General features: G+C 55.5%; 12 protein-coding genes. 1 reads left to right on the forward strand and 11 read right to left on the reverse strand.

From position 1 onward, the window contains the following. Positions 1-17 precede the first annotated feature (17 nt). The 10 genes from NST43_RS15605 to NST43_RS15650 all read right to left on the reverse strand — a co-directional run bounded on the left by NST43_RS15605 (position 18) and on the right by NST43_RS15650 (position 14,496). The gene (locus NST43_RS15605) at positions 18-2,219 is read right to left on the reverse strand and encodes a DEAD/DEAH box helicase (protein WP_339225231.1); all 2,202 of its coding nucleotides are present in this window, start codon (positions 2,217-2,219) and stop codon (positions 18-20) included. Further along, positions 2,216-3,535, reverse strand: a complete 1,320-nt coding sequence (locus tag NST43_RS15610) for an ATP-binding protein (protein WP_339225232.1) — start codon at positions 3,533-3,535, stop codon at positions 2,216-2,218. Before NST43_RS15610 ends, NST43_RS15605 begins: the two co-directional genes overlap by 4 nt. 9 nt (positions 3,536-3,544) lie before the next feature. Beyond that, positions 3,545-5,260, reverse strand: a complete 1,716-nt coding sequence (locus NST43_RS15615; protein ID WP_339225233.1) for a TerB N-terminal domain-containing protein — start codon at positions 5,258-5,260, stop codon at positions 3,545-3,547. Between the two features lie 356 nt (positions 5,261-5,616). Next, a complete protein-coding gene (locus tag NST43_RS15620) occupies positions 5,617-7,236 on the reverse strand; it encodes a response regulator (RefSeq protein WP_209990036.1) in 1,620 nt (539 codons plus the stop codon). Continuing rightward, positions 7,233-9,047 carry a histidine kinase gene (locus NST43_RS15625; protein WP_209990033.1) on the reverse strand — a complete coding sequence of 605 codons (1,815 nt, stop codon included), beginning with the start codon at positions 9,045-9,047 and terminating at the stop codon, positions 7,233-7,235. Before NST43_RS15625 ends, NST43_RS15620 begins: the two co-directional genes overlap by 4 nt. 30 nt (positions 9,048-9,077) lie before the next feature. Continuing rightward, entirely contained in the window at positions 9,078-9,893 is an 816-nt protein-coding gene (locus NST43_RS15630; protein ID WP_339225431.1) for a carbohydrate ABC transporter permease, read from the reverse strand. A gap of 36 nt (positions 9,894-9,929) precedes the next feature. After that, entirely contained in the window at positions 9,930-10,838 is a 909-nt protein-coding gene (locus NST43_RS15635; RefSeq protein ID WP_339225432.1) for a sugar ABC transporter permease, read from the reverse strand. A 62-nt stretch (positions 10,839-10,900) separates the two neighbouring features. Next, entirely contained in the window at positions 10,901-12,244 is a 1,344-nt protein-coding gene (locus NST43_RS15640) for a sugar ABC transporter substrate-binding protein (protein ID WP_209990027.1), read from the reverse strand. 187 nt (positions 12,245-12,431) lie between these two features. Further along, a complete protein-coding gene (locus NST43_RS15645; RefSeq protein ID WP_339225234.1) occupies positions 12,432-13,649 on the reverse strand; it encodes an MFS transporter in 1,218 nt (405 codons plus the stop codon). Between the two features lie 79 nt (positions 13,650-13,728). Next, entirely contained in the window at positions 13,729-14,496 is a 768-nt protein-coding gene (locus NST43_RS15650) for a DUF1836 domain-containing protein (RefSeq protein WP_209990024.1), read from the reverse strand. 115 nt (positions 14,497-14,611) lie between these two features. Between NST43_RS15650 and NST43_RS15655 the strand changes: the two genes are divergently transcribed. Further along, complete coding sequence (locus NST43_RS15655) at positions 14,612-15,934, forward strand: hemolysin family protein (RefSeq protein WP_339225235.1); 1,323 nt, start codon at positions 14,612-14,614, stop codon at positions 15,932-15,934. A gap of 117 nt (positions 15,935-16,051) precedes the next feature. Here the strand turns inward: NST43_RS15655 and NST43_RS15660 are convergent, their stop codons facing one another. Beyond that, entirely contained in the window at positions 16,052-16,411 is a 360-nt protein-coding gene (locus NST43_RS15660) for a VOC family protein (protein WP_209990018.1), read from the reverse strand. Positions 16,412-16,532: the final 121 nt, after the last annotated feature.

A 16,532-nucleotide genomic window follows, 5' to 3' on the forward strand; every position in this document is an offset into this window, starting at 1 on the left:
GGGTATCGCTATATCTATTATGCCGTAGGCAACTTCCACTGTTTGATCACGCTGACCAGTCCAGGTACATCAAGGCCGTCGAGCGAAAAGGCTTTGCGCAGCAGGTCATGCGGGATGAACTCGTCGTATTTGCCGAGGTAAGGGGCTTCATCCGGCTTCAGGAGCGTGAGTGCATCCGTAGCGGCAGCGGTCTCGGCGATAATCTCATCCTCCAGCTTCTCTGCATCCACTTTACCGGCGACCACCATATAATACGGTTCCATCGGCACGACCGAGCGCAAGCCCAGCGGCTCCTTCAGATTGTTCTTCAGCAGGCGCTCCAGGGTACGGAACTGGCGGCTACCAGCCCACGGAAGGATGAACATGGAGTCTCCTCCCGCAGGCAGAACTGAACGCGTCAGCAATCCGCTCTCTTTGGCGAGCCTGCGGGCCCGTTCCAGTCTGGCGGCCGCGCTTGGCGCAAGGTAAGGGTACAGGGCGGTAGATCCTAATACTTCGCGGATCTTCGTCATAATCCGGGTATGGACATCTCCGCCAGCGCCGAGCCATAACGTGTCTACTTTGCCGCGTGAGCCTTTGACATAGACGGCCTTATGGCGGTTGTCCACCTCTTCGACCTTCCATAGCTTGCCTGCCAATGTGAAGCAGTAGCCTGGAGGCGGCACAGTGGTAATGGACCCGATCTCCTCCGTCCCGTTATAGACGACATGCTCTTCATCGTCTTTAAATACCGCATAGAAGCGGAAGTTGTTAACGATCTTCTCACCCGCCATCCCGATCAGCAGGCTGCCCTCATCCATCTTCTCGATATGGCCCATGCCCAGCATGTACTCCATGAAGTCATCATAATCAGCGGGATCAATACTGCGGAAGGACGGCAGGCTCAGCACAGCCTCCTTCAGCTCCTCCGGCTCTGCTTCACCCATGCTCTTCAGGATGCTCATCGTCTGATGATACAGGAGACCGACTGGCAGCTGGCGCACGACCAGCGGCTCTACCCATTTCTCGCGTACGTACAGCTCGATTACGGCAATGGCCCGCAGCAGCGTCCACGGCATGCGCGCCGGGAGCTGCGCCTCCTCGTCCTCCTCCTCGGGCGTGACGAAGATCATCTCGGAGGCGGCGTCCCCGCGCCTGCCCGAGCGGCCCAGCCGCTGCACGAAGCTCGCGCAGCTATAAGGCGCGCCGAGCTGCAGCACCCGCTCCAGCTCGCCCAGATCAATTCCCAGCTCCAGCGTCAGCGTCGCTGCAGCAACCGCCGGCCCCGCACCCTCACGGAGCGTGGCCTCCGTCTCTTCGCGCAGCATCGCGGAGATGCTTCCATGATGCACATGGAAGACATCCCGCTCGCCGCGCTTGGCGGCAATGCGCCGCATCTCCAGGATGGCCTCTTCGGCATCGGTGCGGCTGTTCGTGAAGATCAACGCTTTCTTGACATGCGTGTGATCATAGATGAAGCCATAATAAGCCTGGCGCGCCCGCTCCAGGTGTTCGGCCTCCACCTCGTCCCGCGCATCCGGGAACGAATAATGCTCCACGCTCAGCCGCAGCTTGCGCCCGCCCTGCGGCGCACTGACCTCCACGCTCTCGCGCGTGCCCGCTGCCAGCCACTCCGTGACGGAGGCGTAGTCGCTTAAGGTCGCAGAGAGGCCAACCCGCCGCGGATGACAGCCCGCCATCCGCGAGATCCGCGCCAGCTGGCTCAGCACCTGAATGCCGCGGTCCGCACCCATGAAGGCATGAACTTCATCGATGACGATGAAGCGCAGATCATGGAACAGGGCCGGGATCGCATTCGGGCGGTTCATCAGCAGGCCCTCCAGCGATTCGGGGGTAATCTGCAGCACCCCCGAAGGGTTCTGCATCAGCTTGGTCTTGTCCGCCTGCGGCACATCGCCATGCCAGTGCCAGACCGGAATGTTCCCTTCACGCAGCAGATCGTTCAGCCGCGTGAACTGGTCATTAATCAGCGCCTTCAGCGGCGCGATATACAGAATGCCTACAGATGCAGACGGACGCTCATATAGCTCCGTGAGCGCCGGGAAGAAGGCCGCTTCTGTCTTGCCTGAGGCCGTCCCTGAGGCGATCAGCAGATGATGAGGCGTGTCAAACAGCACCCGGCAGGCATCAACCTGCGCCTCGCGCAGCGTATCCCAGCGGTTCTTGTAGATGAATTCCTTGATGAACGGGGCCAGCCGGTAGAACGGGTTATCACTCATAGGTCGAACTCCGCCAGGAAGCCGTCCAACTCATTCTGCTCCGTCTCGGCAGGCCGCGAAGTCCGCTCTCCGACCAGCTTCTCGAATGAAATCTCCGGGTGCTGGTGCAGGGTATGCAGCAGATCCATGAAGTCCCGCACCACCTCACGTGCGGTGAGCAGTTCATCAGCCCCCAGCCGGTTGACCGCCTCTTCCATGAAATGCACCAGCTGCTCCTGCGTCAGTCTTGCTTCATATCCGTAATGCAGCGCATGAATGTCCCGCAGCTTCTGGAGCAGGATCAGAATCTCTTCGTGGGAGAGCATATCCAGTGCAATAATCGGTCCTGTGTAATTGTTCAGCCCGCTGCCTGCATACCGTCCGGCCACCAGCCGGGAGCGCAAGGCCTCATAGCTGAACAGTCCGCGCCGGTGGTCCTCCACGAATTGTGGCGTACCGCCAACGAAGATGCCCAGCCGCTCTGCTTTGCCTTGCATCGTATCATTGAACATGGTCAGCAGCTTCTCGTAATTGCTCTGCCGCGAGATGCTGTTCGTAATCTTGTAGAGGTTCACCCCTTCATCGATGAACAGCAGCAAACCCTTATAACCGATGGCTCCGGTGAATTCCGCCCACAGCTTCATGTAATCATACCAGTTGTCATCATCGATGATGACACCAACGCCGAGCGCCTTCCGCGCTTCCGTACGGGTCGGGAATTCTCCCCGCAACCAGCGCAAGGAATCCTGCTTCAGTCCGTCATCCGCCAGCTTGTGCCCGTTCCAGTAGGAGGCCAGCACCTTGGCGAAGTCGAAGCCATGCACCAGCCCGCGCATCTCGGAAGCTACCGAATAGATACGCTGCCCGACCTCATCGCCCAGCTCCGGCGCGTCAGGGCCGTAGCCCTTCTCCTGCATCACCGCCTGCTGCAGCGTCATGATCCACTTCTGCAGCATGATCTCCAGCGCCCCTCCATCCGGGCGGGTACGGGTCGAGAGATGGCTCATCAGCTCGCGGTAGGTGGCGAGCCCCTGGCCCTTCGTGCCGACCAGCCGCCGCTCCGGCGACAGATCAGCATCGGCAACCACAAAGTCGCGGTCCATCGCATAGTTGCGGATGATCTGGAGCAGGAAGCTTTTACCGCTGCCGAACTTGCCTGTAATCAGCTTGAAGGCGGCTCCGCCATCGGCGATGTTCTCCATATCGCGGAGAATCGCCTCCACCTCCGGCCGGCGGCCGACGGCGATATGTTCAAGACCGATACGCGGTACAACTCCCGCTGTCAGCGAATTGACGAGCGCGGTGGTCATCCGCTTCGGTATTTTGAGTGGGTTCATTTACGAATTTCACCTCTTTATATAGTCCAGCATGGTTAGACATTCTTCGGTCAGCTCTTCCCCGTCAATGATGAGGTCTCCCAGACTGTCCATTGCCAGCTCATTAATCTCATCGTACAGCAGCTCTGCCATCGTTCCTGCTCCCGCAGCCAGCCGCTGCACCTTCGCAGAACCGTCCTCCTCTGCCAGCGCCAGCACGGTCTCCCGTTGCAGCGGAGTCAGCTCCGAAGCAAACAGTGTCCAGCGGTCCGCTTCGCTATCAGAGGTTGGCGGATGGGAAGCGGTAAGCTTCTGTCCGGCGGACAGGGAATCACCGGGAGGCTCTTCGCGGTGCACTACTACGTGCTCACCACCGGTGATCTGGCCCGCTTGCTCTTCAGGTTTTGAAGAGCAAGCGGAAACACTTTCCTCGCCCGCTGATTCAGCTCTCCCAAACGCATCCACAGCATTTCCGATACCAGCCAATCCGGCTTCTCCATGTGCTTCTTCAGACTCAATTCCCCAATCCGCATCATCTTCATGACCCGGCTCCCCTGTGTCTTCCACCGTAAGCAGGGAACGCACCACCTCGGAGTCGCTTGCCAGCTGCTCCAGCTTCTGCTGGTCAATGACCACCGCCGGTCCCTTCTCTTCCTGCTCCGCCTTGCGGAATTCACGCTCCAGAAAACGGGTGACGAGATCATCCATATCGGCATCGACCCGTACATCCTTCAGTCTTCCCCGGTAGCCCATCAGCGCCCGCAGCTTATTCTCGGTCAGCCGGAAGAGGCGGGTAATCAGGCTGCGCAGCGGTGGGGACTTGCTAACACGGATAACAGGCACAAGAACAGAATAACCATACAGGGAGATATCGTATACCGCACTGCGGAACAAATACCGTTCACGGACGATTGGCGGGCTAGGCGGGAACATCGTGATCAGATTCGAGCCGTGCTTCCGCGCGACATAAGCATCAATTAGGGCTACTACCTGGGGGATGTAACGATCCGCAGCGATTTTACCCTCGCCGGTATAAAATTTCGACTTGCTGATATCATAGTCCGACATCACACTAAGCACCTCAATGCTAAGCTGCTCCGGGGCAGCCGACAGGCAGCGGACCAGCTCAAGCTCAGCCAGATCCCCCGCCAGCCCACGCGAACGGGCCACGATCTCCGAGAGCGGAATATCCAGCTTATGGACAAAAGAGAAATCCGCAATCCACCCGCCAAGGTACTGATCCAGACGTTTGTAATTATCGCGGTAGGCCTCCCACAGCAGGCTGAGCTGACGGCAGCCCTCCTGAGGCTCATCCCAGCCCACGCCGTTAATCAGCTCATAGATATGCAGGAAGATATATGAAAGATCGGTCTTCGGGTATCTCCCCTGCCGGACTTCATCCCGCCAGAAAAAATACCATCTGCTCTGTGCGCCGGTCATATGCCCGTAGGTAGGCCAGTAGCTTTTGAACGGGACGAAAAGCGCCGCAGGCTCCTTGTGCTCTACAAGCTCACGGGCACGCTGAACGAACTCACTCTCTGTAGTGGTTACCGGCTCCGCACTCTCTTCCATATCCCATAACTGGAGCTGGACTGTATCGTAACCGGACGTTGTTTTCTTAACCGGCGCTGACTTAGGCTTCCGGCTGCCTTCATCTACAACACCGCGCGGCGGAATCGCCACATTCTGCTCCGTACTCTCCCAGACCAGCTCCGAGAAATGCAGCCCCTGCCTGTCTTTAGCCATGCTTCATCGCCCCACCCGTATGTCTTGGTAATTCTCACATTATATCATATAGCCTATGCAGCAGATGCAGCCGTTCCAGTCATGTATTGGAGTAGTCCGCATCACCGCTAAAATATTCGAGATACCCGTCTATGTAGTCGCACATTCGCACAGCAGGAATACGCCCGCCCTCCAGCATCCCGCCATAAATCAATAAAAAGACCTTGAGAGACTAACTTCTCAAGATCTTGGATGAGAGCGTCTGTCACCGCACCGCAACTTGATGTAACCTGCCGGGCAATGAGAACGTTCGTTTGTGTCTCCATAAGAATATACTATACTCACCCTGCGGGCTGCAATAGCGGAGATCGGGAAAATCACCCCTTCAAATAATCACTAGGGCTGCGCCCGGTAATCATCTTGAACACCTGGCTGAAATAGGCAGGGTTGTTGAAGCCGACCATTTCACTGATCTCATACACCATATGCTGGCCGGATTGCAGGAATTCGATGGCCCGGTCCACCCGGTACTGGTTCAGGTAGCTGACGAAATTCTCACCGCTGATCCGTTTGAACAGCTGGCTTAGATATTTCGGATGCACATGCAGCTCCTGCGCGAGGCCCATGAAGCTGATCTCCTGGGTATAGTGGGCTTCCACATAGCTTTTGACGCTCTCCACCAGCCGGTTCTTCTTGACGTTCATCTCGGTAAAAGCTGCGGTCAGGAAGGCCGGGATCATCTGGCCCATCCACTCCGTCAAGCTTCTCCAGGTATAGTAGCCCGTCACCGCCTGCAGGAATTCGGACATGCTCATAGGAGGAGTGCGGCCTGGGCAGCAGGCATTCCAATAGTACATCAGCGTAGTGAACAGCCCGACACACACAGTCTGAATATCCTGAATGTTATTCTGGTCATCCTGCCGGAGCCTGCCGAAGATGATCTCCCAGGTCTCCCATACTTTTGAGGAATCCCGGCACAGCAGCACCTCATTCCACTCTTGAAGCAGCCGGGAATAGTCCTCCAGCGTCCAGGGGTTGGTGCTTCCGCACGGCTCATAGGCGTAGATGGGACTGGTCTCCTGAAACTCTGCGGAAGCAAGCGCCTCTCTGCTCTCCAGATACGAATCGATCAGTTCATGGATAGCAGATTTGACCGAACCAATGCCGGCATAGGCCTGAAGCTGAATGTAATTCCGGATTTTATCCATCGTCTCCTGAACCACTTCCTTCAGAACGGGAATCGGCTCTCCCGCCTCACGGTCCAGCAGCAGCACCACCAGCAGATCGTCGGAATAGTCGAGCACATGTCCCTGCACAGAGGGATGTCCGGCAAGCTTGTGCTGCAGCGTCTCCCGGCAGATATTACCGGCTCCGAAGCGAAGCAGCTGCCATTCGCGCTCCTTCAGCTTGTGCAGCGGCGAAGGGCGGTTCAGCTGGATACTGGCCGCCGCCAGCCGCTGCGGACGGGTAATCTGCAGATATCCAAGCCGTTCCTCAGAGCATTCCTCCGCGCTGTAGCGGGTAGTCAGCAGTTCCATAAGCAGGCGTTCCCGCAAAAAAGGAAGCGTGCGGCCGAATTCCTGCTGATAACGCTCCTCCAGCCGCTTCTTCTGCTCTCCGGCATTCAGAGCCAGCAGCACAACGCGGAGCACAGCTTCGATCTCATCTACCCGGGCCGGCTTCAGCAGGAAATGGCTGACGCCCCAGCGCATCGCCTGCCGGGCATTCTCGAATTCCTCGTAGCCGCTCAGGATAATAACCGGCAGCTCCGGGGCCAGCTCCCTCAGGGCCTCTGTAAGTTCCAACCCGCCCATGCCCGGCATATAGACATCGGTCATCACCAGATCGGGGGAGAGCCTGCGGAACAGCTCCAGCGCTTCATGGCCGTTGACCGCTGTTCCAGCCAGGGTCAGGCCCAGCTTCTCCCAGTCCACATGTCTCGTAAGGGCTTTCAGAATATGCGGGTCGTCATCCACCAGCAGGATAGAGCGGCTCATAGCTGATCGCGCAGCAGCCGCTCCAGCTGCTCCTCCGTCTCAATGACTGGCAGCGTAATCATAGCCGCAACCCCTTTCTCCGGCCGGTTGGCCAAGTATAGTCCGTACGGTTCCCCGCAATACAGCTGAATCCGGCTCATCACATTCCGGGTGCCGATGCCGCTCACCTGCTCCATCGACCAGCCTTCCGCCAAGCCCCGGCCGTTATCCAGCAGTGTGATTTGCAAGTAAGGCTGGCTTCCCGGCGTTTTGACCTCCCTGACCTCCAGGTGAATTTGCAAAGGGCCGGAGCCAGGCTCCCGGCTGCCATGAATAATTGAATTCTCAATCAGCGGCTGGATTATGACCTTTGGAATGAAATAACTCCTCACCGCCGGGTCCGCAATCGACTCCGTATACTCGATGGCAATCGGCAGCCGTTCCTGCTGGATGCTCACATAACACCGCGCATGCTCCAGCTCGTCGCGCAGACGAATGAGCATTCTGCCGCCGCTGAGGCCGATGCGCAGCATTTTCCCAAGCTGGGTGATCATGTAGCTGATATCCTGGGCGTCGTAATCCATAGCCTTCCAGTGAATCATATCCAGTGTGTTGTACAGGAAATGCGGCTTGATCTGGGCCTCCAGCAGCCCTGCCTGAGCCTCCCGCTTCGCGGCGCTTGCTTCCCGCTCGCTCTGCACCAGCTCCTGCAGCCGGTTCACCATGTGGTTGAAGCCGTAAGACATCTGCGTGTATTCCTCCGTCAGCGACTCACTCATACTGGCCCGGAAATCTCCGCGCTCCAGCTTCCGCATCTCCTGAATCAGCCTGCGCACCGGACGGATCATATTACGGATGAAGAAATACGCCAGCAGCGCCGACAGGAGCAGACAGAGCAGTCCGATCCCGATCACCTGCCTGTCCGCCTTACGAACCTCCTGCAGCAGCTCACGCGTCGGGATCACCTGGACCAGCCGCCAGGAGATGGTGCTCGGTCTGGAGAACAGGACGAGATAGGACTGCCCGTCTTTTTTCAGCAGCTCATAGCCTTCATTGCCTTCATACGTATGCTGGTAGAGCCAGTCTGCCTCCAGTACAGCCTTACCGGCAGAGCCATTCTCCTTGTTCACGAGCAGCAGGAGATTGCCGCTTGTATCCACCAGATGAATCTGGCCGTCCAGCACAGCAGGAATATCCTTGAACTGCTTGAGGATATCGTCTGCGGACAGCCGGATATAGAGGTAGCCAATCGTTTTGCCTTCATTTCCGAACAGATGCTGGATATGGCCGATCAGATAAGGCTCGTCTTCGCCGCCGCTGCCCTCCAGGGGAACCCAGAGCGAATCCGCCTGCTTCAGCTTGGGGTACCAGCTCTCGTTCCTAATTGAAGAGACCGGAAAGACAAGATCCGTCGAGCTTTGCGGCACCCCGCTGAACAAATCGCTGTAAATCTCAATCGAGCTTACCCCTTCGTTCAGCACCAGCGAATGCTGGAGTATCTCCGTAATCTCCCGCCTTCTGGAGATCATCTGATACTTGGAGGCAGGCGTAGTCTCCAGCCCCTCAATAACGTTCTTGTTCGCTGCAATGGAGTAGGCGGTGCCCGACACATTGGTCATGAAGTCGAAGCCACGCTTCGTGCTCTCATTCAGCAGGGCAAGCCTGGTGGTACTGATCTCACTGAAGGTTACGTCCGAGAAAGTCCGGTACGCCAGCAGAACAATGAACCCGAGAAAGATCAGATTGAACGTAATAATACTGGCCGCCATCAGCGTGGAGAGCTTGCTCCGCCTGATCCGCAGCAGCCAGGTGCCGAGCATTCTTTTTTGCATCTGCCCCATCCCTATGCTTTTCCCCAGATTCTATCCTTTCAGGCCGGATGTCGCAATTCCTTCCACGAAATACTTTTGCAGCGTGATGAAGAGAATGAAGCACGGCACCAGCGACAATACCGACATGGCGAACATCGGGCCCCAATCCGACTGTGAGCTGGAGTCCAGGAACAGCCTTAGCCCGAGCGGTACTGTGTATTTCCCGATATCGCTAAGGAAGATGAGCTGGCTGAAGAAATCATCCCAGGTCCACATAAAGGTGAAAATCATCGTCGTGATCAGCGCAGGCAGCGCCAGCGGAATAATAATCCGGCTGAAGATTTGAACCGGCCCGCAGCCGTCGATCGTTGCCGCTTCGTCCAGCTCCTTCGGCAAGCCGCGGATGAACTGTACCGTCAGGAAGATAAAGAAGCCGTCCGTCGCCATCCACTTGGGCAGAATCAGCGGCGCGAAGGTGTTCACCCAGCCCAGGCTGTTAAAAAGGATGTAACGCGGGATAAGGGTCACATGCAGCGGCAGCATAATCGTCATCAGCATCAGTGCAAAGCCCAGTGCCTTGAACCGGAAATTCAGCCGCGCGAACGCATAAGCCGCCATGGAGCAGGTGATCACATTGCCGAGCACGGCCCCCAGAGAGACCAGTGCCGAGTTTTGCAGGAACCGGGCGAAGGAGCTGCCCTGGAAGCCGAACCAGCCGCTGACATAATTATGGAAATTCCACTGCCGGGGCCAGAACCAGATTTCCGAGAAAATCATATTCGCCGGCTTAAACGAGCTGCCCACCAGCCACAGCACCGGGTACAGCATGACAAAGGCGATCAGACAGATGATAAAGTGTTTAAGCATAGCGGCACTTTTCGATGCACTGCCTGTATTCATAGCTTATTTCCCCCCATCTTCATAATGCACCCACAGCTTGCTGCTGCCGAATAGCAGGAGTGTGAATATCCCGATCAGCAGCACCAGCACCCAGGCCATCGCCGAGGCGTAGCCCATCTGGAAGAAGGAGAAGCCCTTCTTGTACAGGTAGAGGGAATACATCAGGGTGGAGTTCACGGGTCCCCCGCTGCCGTTACTGATAATGAACGCTTGGGTGAATGACTGGAAGGCGGTGATCGTCTGCATGATAACATTGAAAAAGATAACCGGAGACAGCACCGGCAGCGTAATATGCAGGAATTGCCCCACCTTGCCTGCACCGTCCACTGAAGAGGCGTCATAATATTCCGGCGGCACCTGCTTCAGCCCGGACAGGAAGATGATCATCGACGAGCCGAATTGCCATACTGACAGCAGGATAAGCGAATACAACGAGTATTTGGGATTCGATACCCAGTCAGGCGCCTGTATCCCCACCATGGCCAATAGCTGATTCACAAGGCCTCCGCCGCCCAGCATCTTGCGCCACAGCATGGCAATAGCGACACTGCCTCCAAGCAGTGTAGGGATGTAGTAGACCGTCCGGTAGATGCCCAGGCCCCGTATTCCTTTGTTAAGGAGCAGGGCGACCGCCAGGGCGAACATCAGCTTCAGCGGCACCGACACGAATACGAAGATAAACGTCACCTTAAGCGATTGGATAAATAACGGATCTGCGGTGAGCATTGTGGTGAAATTATCCAATCCGATCCATCTGGAGCTCTCCAGAATACTGTAATCTGTAAAAGAAAAATAGAGCGAGGCCGCCATCGGCCCCAGGGTCAGGCACACCAGCCCCAGCAGCCAGGGCGACAGGAACAGGAGGGCGATCCCGTTCTGGTTGTAGCGCAGCTTTGGTTTACGCCGCTTCATGCCTGCTGGTCTATCTACTGTAATCAGATCTGCACTCAATGGCTCTCTTCCCTCCTCTATATTTATTTGGCCTTGTCCAGTATGGCGTTAGCACCGGAGATGAACTGTTCGCTTACCTGCGGAATGCCGGCCTGACCGAAGGAGATCTGCTCGCTGGCGCTCTTGAAGTTCTTATCAATCTCCGAGAAGCCCTGCGGGTAAGGCGGGTCAATATCACTGGAATGCTTGGAGACCACATCGATAAAATCAAAGATTAACTGCTCCTCGGCGGTAAGCGACGGCTTCAGCTGCTCCCGCACTGCGGAATTGACCGGCACTCCCCGTTCAGCCCCCAGAATAGCGGTGCCTTCCGGGTCATTGACCATGAAGTCGATCAGCTTCGCCACCTCCTTGGGATGCTTGGTCTTGGCATTCCCGGAGACGAACTGGCCGGGCTTCAGATATTCGCCGATCTTCTGCTCCCCTTCCATATGAGGGATTACCTGCATCTTCAGCTTCTGGCTCTGATCCTTCAGCACATTCTGATAGGTAATCAACTGGTTGGACCAGGCAAAATCAAGGGCGGACTGGCCAACGGACAGCGGCCGGGTCTCCAGAGCATTCGTCATCGCGGCAGTCACCTCTGCCGTTGTAGCGCCGCCGCTGTCCCGCAGGCCCTGCCAGTAATTGAACCATTCATCGATGACCTCCTGGGAGACACCGAGCTTGTTCCCGGCGAACAGGCCGCTCCCGTTCTGGCGCACGAATACCTCGAAGATGTTCGTCGTGCCCGAAATATCCGGCGTCCCATAGTAGCCGTCACCTTTCTTCTTAGCAATCGCATTCGCCATCTCCGCAAAGTCCTTCCAGGTCCACGACTCCTGCGGCTCCGCAATCCCCAGCTCCTGAAGCACGGAAGCATTATAGACCACGCCGGGAGCGTTCACTCCAAGAGTAACGGCGTACAATTTGCCGTCAATACTTCCTGCCGAGAGCATGCTGCTGTCATGGTCCTCCGTCCGCAGCGATCCATCCTGGGTATAAGGCGTCAGGTCAAGCAAGGTGCCGCGCTTGGCATAATCGGACAGGAACGCATAGTCCATCTGAATGATATCTGGAGCATTCGAGCCTGCTACCTGAGTAGACAGCTTATCGAAATAACCGTCCCAGCCGGAATATTCCGGCTTAATCGTGATCCCCGGATTCTTCTCCTCGAAGCGCTTGATCATCTTGGTGGTCAGATCGTGGCGTGTCTGCGAGCCCCACCAGGTCATGCGCAGCTCAATTGCAGGCGCCGAACCCTCTGTCTTGGAAGAAGCCTTGGCTTCGTCCGGTGCATTCGATCCGCCGGATGAGCACGCAGCCGTAGTCATCAGCAATATGGAGCTTAGAAGCAGTACAAGTCCTTTGGTCCCCTTGATTGTCATCTGTTGCCTCCTCAAATTTGTGAAGTAAGCGGTTACATAAATGATTATACGGAACGCCCTGCATAGGGTAAATCCAGAAAAGTAAGGGGTTATATCAAATAAGTAAGACAAAAGCCAGCCGGAATCTTCCGGCTGGCCTGTTAGTCCTGTTAAGTTCTGCTAAGTATGAATCTATTCCACCAGAAGTCTACTCAAGCTCCAGTCCCTTCGTTTCTTTCCCCAGGAACAGCACCGCCAGGGCGCCGATTACAATCGTAACGAAGAAGATCATGAAGATGGAGCCGATCCCGACCGCCTTGCCGACCATCAGGCCAACCAATGTTGGGGCAATAATGCCGCCAATCCGTCCAAAGGAGGTGGCGAGTCCCACACCTGTGGAACGGATCTTAGTCGGATACAACTCAGGCGTGTACGCGTACATCCCGCCCCAGGCCCCCAGGTTGAAGAACGACAGACAGATCCCGGCAGCCATCAGCATGCCCTCGGTCGTTGAGTTCCCGAACCAGGCAGCGCTGACGGCTGTCAGCAGCAGATAGATGACCAGTACGAATTTGCGGCCGTATTTCTCGATGAAATAGGCGGCGGTGAAGTATCCCGGCAACTGGGCGAGTGTCATGATCAGCACATACTCGAAGCTTTTGACCAGACTGAAGCCCTTAAGCACCATCACCGTCGGCAGCCACAGGAACATTCCATAATAAGAGAAGACCACGGTGAACCACAGAATCCACAGCATGATGGTCGAGCGGCGGTACTCTGCCGACCAGACTGCCGCCACACGCTTACGCAGGGGCACTGGAGGAGCTTTCTTGATCTCCGCGAACTTCGGTGAGTCATCGATTGCCCTGCGCAGATAGAGCGCATATAACGCCGGTACCGCCCCGATGGCGAAGGCGATCCGCCAGCCGTAATCCGGAATGACGAAATAAGCGATCAGCGCCGACAGAATCCAGCCTAACGCCCAGAAGCTCTCGAGCAGCACAACAGCACGGCCTCTTTCCTTAACCGGCATGCTCTCGGATACCAGAGTCGAAGCCACCGGCAGCTCTCCGCCCAGCCCGAAGCCGGCAATGAAGCGCAGCACACATAATACTGCATAACCTGCGGCGAAGGCCGACAGTCCGCTTGCAATTGAGAAGATCAGCAGCGTCCAGAGCAGCACCGATTTGCGGCCGAAGCGGTCCGCCAGAATTCCGGCGGCAGCTGCACCGACCGCCATCCCCACCGAGTTAATGCTGGTTAAATAGCCGATCTTTTCCGGTCCCAGCGACCATTCCTTGGCTAGTGCAGCCACGACGAACGAGATCATCCCTACATCCATCGCGTCGAACATCCAGCTTAGACCTGCACTGAAGAGCAGCTTCCGCTGCTTCGGATTTTGCAGCAGCGACATTTGATTCCACATGACTTAAGGCCCCTCTCCCCTGATTCCCGTTACAATAATTCCTGACTAGTATCACTTACACATTCTAGAAGCGGATGATTCAAAAATCAAGGAATAACACCGCATTGAAATATTGCCGGGCCATCGCCTGAAAATAACAGGTCTGCACCGAGATCGCAGCGATCAGCAGCATATTCTGCACCGCATCCCGCTGCCCTCTGCTCAGATGGCTGAGCCGCTTCATCATTCCGTCCATGGCCGACTTGATTCCGCTGTCCGATTTCCACGGATATTCCTTGGGATTACCGGTTAGAGCCTGCCCCCCAGCCGGCACCGGGGAACGGGTCTTAATCTCCTCGAACAGCTCGGCATACCCATGATACAGCTGTGCCGGTTCCACCAGATCATCGTCATCACGTTCAGGCGCCAGGAACAGCATACGAAAGAGCTGCCTGATGCTCTCGAAATCAAGCGCAGCCTTAAGATCATCTATTATAAATAGAATGGCCGCCTGATTAATGGAGTACTTCTTCCCTTCACGCGGGGACCCGAGATATTCCTTGAAATCGCGCTTCACCCAGTTCTGCATAGCAGAGACGGATAACGTGGAATACTCAATCAGACCGCCAAGCGAAGCAATTTCACCCAGGGACAGCCCTTTGACGCCGCCGCCTTTGATCAGCTTTTGCAGAATCGGGGGGATATCCGTAGACAGAAAAGCGGGCAGGCTTGTCCCCTCCCGCACCTCGTCACGGTGGAATTTGGTCCAGGCTTCCTGCAGAATATGGAGCGGCTTCCGCTCCGAGTTAGGCCCTAGAGACAGTAATAGTCCGGACATCTCTATCCGGCTAAGTGTAAAAGCTTCCATAGCTGGCAACCCTCCACCATTTGATATTTCATCGAAAAGTTCGTACAATAGGTTCTTAAGAACTCATAATATGAGTATAACCTATTTTAGGGACGAAAGGGATGGTAAAGATTATATGGGTATAGGACTTAGTTTGACGCTCGTGGCAATTTTGATTATTTTAACCGCATTTTTTGTAGCGACGGAGTTTGCAGTAGTGAGATTACGGGGAAGCCAGGTCAGCCAAATGGTGCTGGACGGCAAGAAGAACGCACTGGCAGTACAGCGGGTAGCCGCTAACCTGGACGGATATTTGTCCGCCTGCCAGCTCGGTATCACGATTACTGCACTCGGGATCGGGGCATTGGCAGAGCCTGCTTTTGAGCAGCTGCTTATTCCACTGTTTGATCTGGCTGGTGTGAGTCACAACGTTAGTAAGCCCATTGCGTTTGCATTGGCCTTCATTATCGCCACCTTCCTCCATGTCGTGGTCGGAGAGCTTGCACCGAAGACCGCCGCTATTAATATTCCGGAGAAAATTGGTCAGATTACCGCACCGCTGATTATTTGGTTCTACAGAATATTGTACCCTTTGATTTGGATCATGAACGGTTCCGCCAACCTGCTCGTCCGTATGTTCGGTATGAAGCCTGCCAGTGAACACGGCGATGCGCACAGTGAAGACGAGATCCGCCTGATCCTGTCCGAGAGCTATGAGAGCGGAAAAATCAACAAAGCGGAATATGGTTATGTTAACCGGATTTTCACCTTTGATGAGATGCTCGCCAAAGAAATTATGGTTCCCCGGACAGATATGGTATGCCTGTTCACCGATCATTCGCTGCAAGAGAACTTTGATATTATCCGCAAGGAGCAGTACACCCGCTTCCCTGTAGCTGACGGCAGCAAAGACAATATCATTGGTATGATCAATACCAAGCAGCTCTACCTGCAATATGACAATAATCCTGATTTCGATTTCAAAAGCCTGATCCTGCCGCTGGTGACCGTATCGGAAGTTACGCCAGTGAAGACTCTGCTGACCCGTATGCAGAAGGAGCGCGTGCATATCGCCCTGCTGCTGGATGAATACGGCGGCACCTCCGGCCTGATTACAATTGAGGACATCCTGGAAGAGATTGTCGGCGAGATCCGTGATGAGTTCGACGGGGATGAACGCAGAAATGTGGAGAAGCTGAGCGAGACCCATTATCTGTTCGACGGCAATGTCTCCCTGCTGGAGGTCAAGGATCTTACCGGACTTGATTTCCACGATGAGGAAGTCACCACCATCGGCGGATGGCTCTACAGTCACCTGGAAGAGCCGGTGGTCGGCAAAAGCCATCAATACGAGCATGTCACCTTGACCGTCCGTGAGATGAACCGCCACCGTATCCGCAGTGTCGAGATCCTGATCGATCTGTCGGTCACCGAGGATTCTGCTCCAGGCAACGAATAAGGCGTATAGATAAGCCGCAACGAATAAGGCGCTCCCCTTGAGTTACTGGGGAGCGCCTTATTTATGTTTTATTCTTGTATAATTAATGTAATTAACAAATATAATTAACCCGATTAACTAACTGACGAATCGGCAGATCATTAACACGTTTCCGTCCGGGTCCTTGAAGTTAAACCAGTGGTCATTCTCAATATCGGTAAGGATCTCAGCTCCGCTGGCTTTGACATAATCATAAGCGGCATCAATATCGTCGGTAAGCAGATGGAAGGACGGCACCTTCAGCACGGCTTCGGCTGTGAATATTTTGCTGTCCAGTACGATCCCCGGCCCCTGCATCGGCACCTCATACAGATGCCCGAATAATACTTCGCCATCAAGCGGCAGTCCGAGCAGACTGCAATACCAGCTCTTGGACCTTTCGATATCACTAACCGGGATGAAGACAGCGCCAATCTGATTGCGTATCGGACTTGTCACAGCAGTATAGCCTCCTCATAGAGTGTAAGTTATTGAATCCTACAGCCTTTAATGATTTCGATAAAATATGTCAATTTCCTGCCTGTTTAGGGATGAGAATATAAGTTATGCTATAATCTTG

Origin of the sequence: Paenibacillus sp. FSL H8-0332 (assembly GCF_037963835.1) — a bacterium.
Taxonomy (GTDB): domain Bacteria; phylum Bacillota; class Bacilli; order Paenibacillales; family Paenibacillaceae; genus Paenibacillus_AQ; species Paenibacillus_AQ rhizoplanae.

Coding starts and splice junctions, on each gene's coding strand:
- NST43_RS15625 (WP_209990033.1), bottom strand. CDS start 9,047: ATGCAAAAAAGAATGCTCGGCACCTGGCTGCTGCGGATCAGGCGGAGC.
- NST43_RS15650 (WP_209990024.1), bottom strand. CDS start 14,496: ATGGAAGCTTTTACACTTAGCCGGATAGAGATGTCCGGACTATTACTG.
- NST43_RS15615 (WP_339225233.1), bottom strand. CDS start 5,260: ATGGCTAAAGACAGGCAGGGGCTGCATTTCTCGGAGCTGGTCTGGGAG.
- NST43_RS15655 (WP_339225235.1), top strand. CDS start 14,612: ATGGGTATAGGACTTAGTTTGACGCTCGTGGCAATTTTGATTATTTTA.
- NST43_RS15630 (WP_339225431.1), bottom strand. CDS start 9,893: ATGCTTAAACACTTTATCATCTGTCTGATCGCCTTTGTCATGCTGTAC.
- NST43_RS15635 (WP_339225432.1), bottom strand. CDS start 10,838: ATGAAGCGGCGTAAACCAAAGCTGCGCTACAACCAGAACGGGATCGCC.
- NST43_RS15640 (WP_209990027.1), bottom strand. CDS start 12,244: ATGACAATCAAGGGGACCAAAGGACTTGTACTGCTTCTAAGCTCCATA.
- NST43_RS15620 (WP_209990036.1), bottom strand. CDS start 7,236: ATGAGCCGCTCTATCCTGCTGGTGGATGACGACCCGCATATTCTGAAA.
- NST43_RS15645 (WP_339225234.1), bottom strand. CDS start 13,649: ATGTGGAATCAAATGTCGCTGCTGCAAAATCCGAAGCAGCGGAAGCTG.
- NST43_RS15605 (WP_339225231.1), bottom strand. CDS start 2,219: ATGAGTGATAACCCGTTCTACCGGCTGGCCCCGTTCATCAAGGAATTC.
- NST43_RS15610 (WP_339225232.1), bottom strand. CDS start 3,535: ATGAACCCACTCAAAATACCGAAGCGGATGACCACCGCGCTCGTCAAT.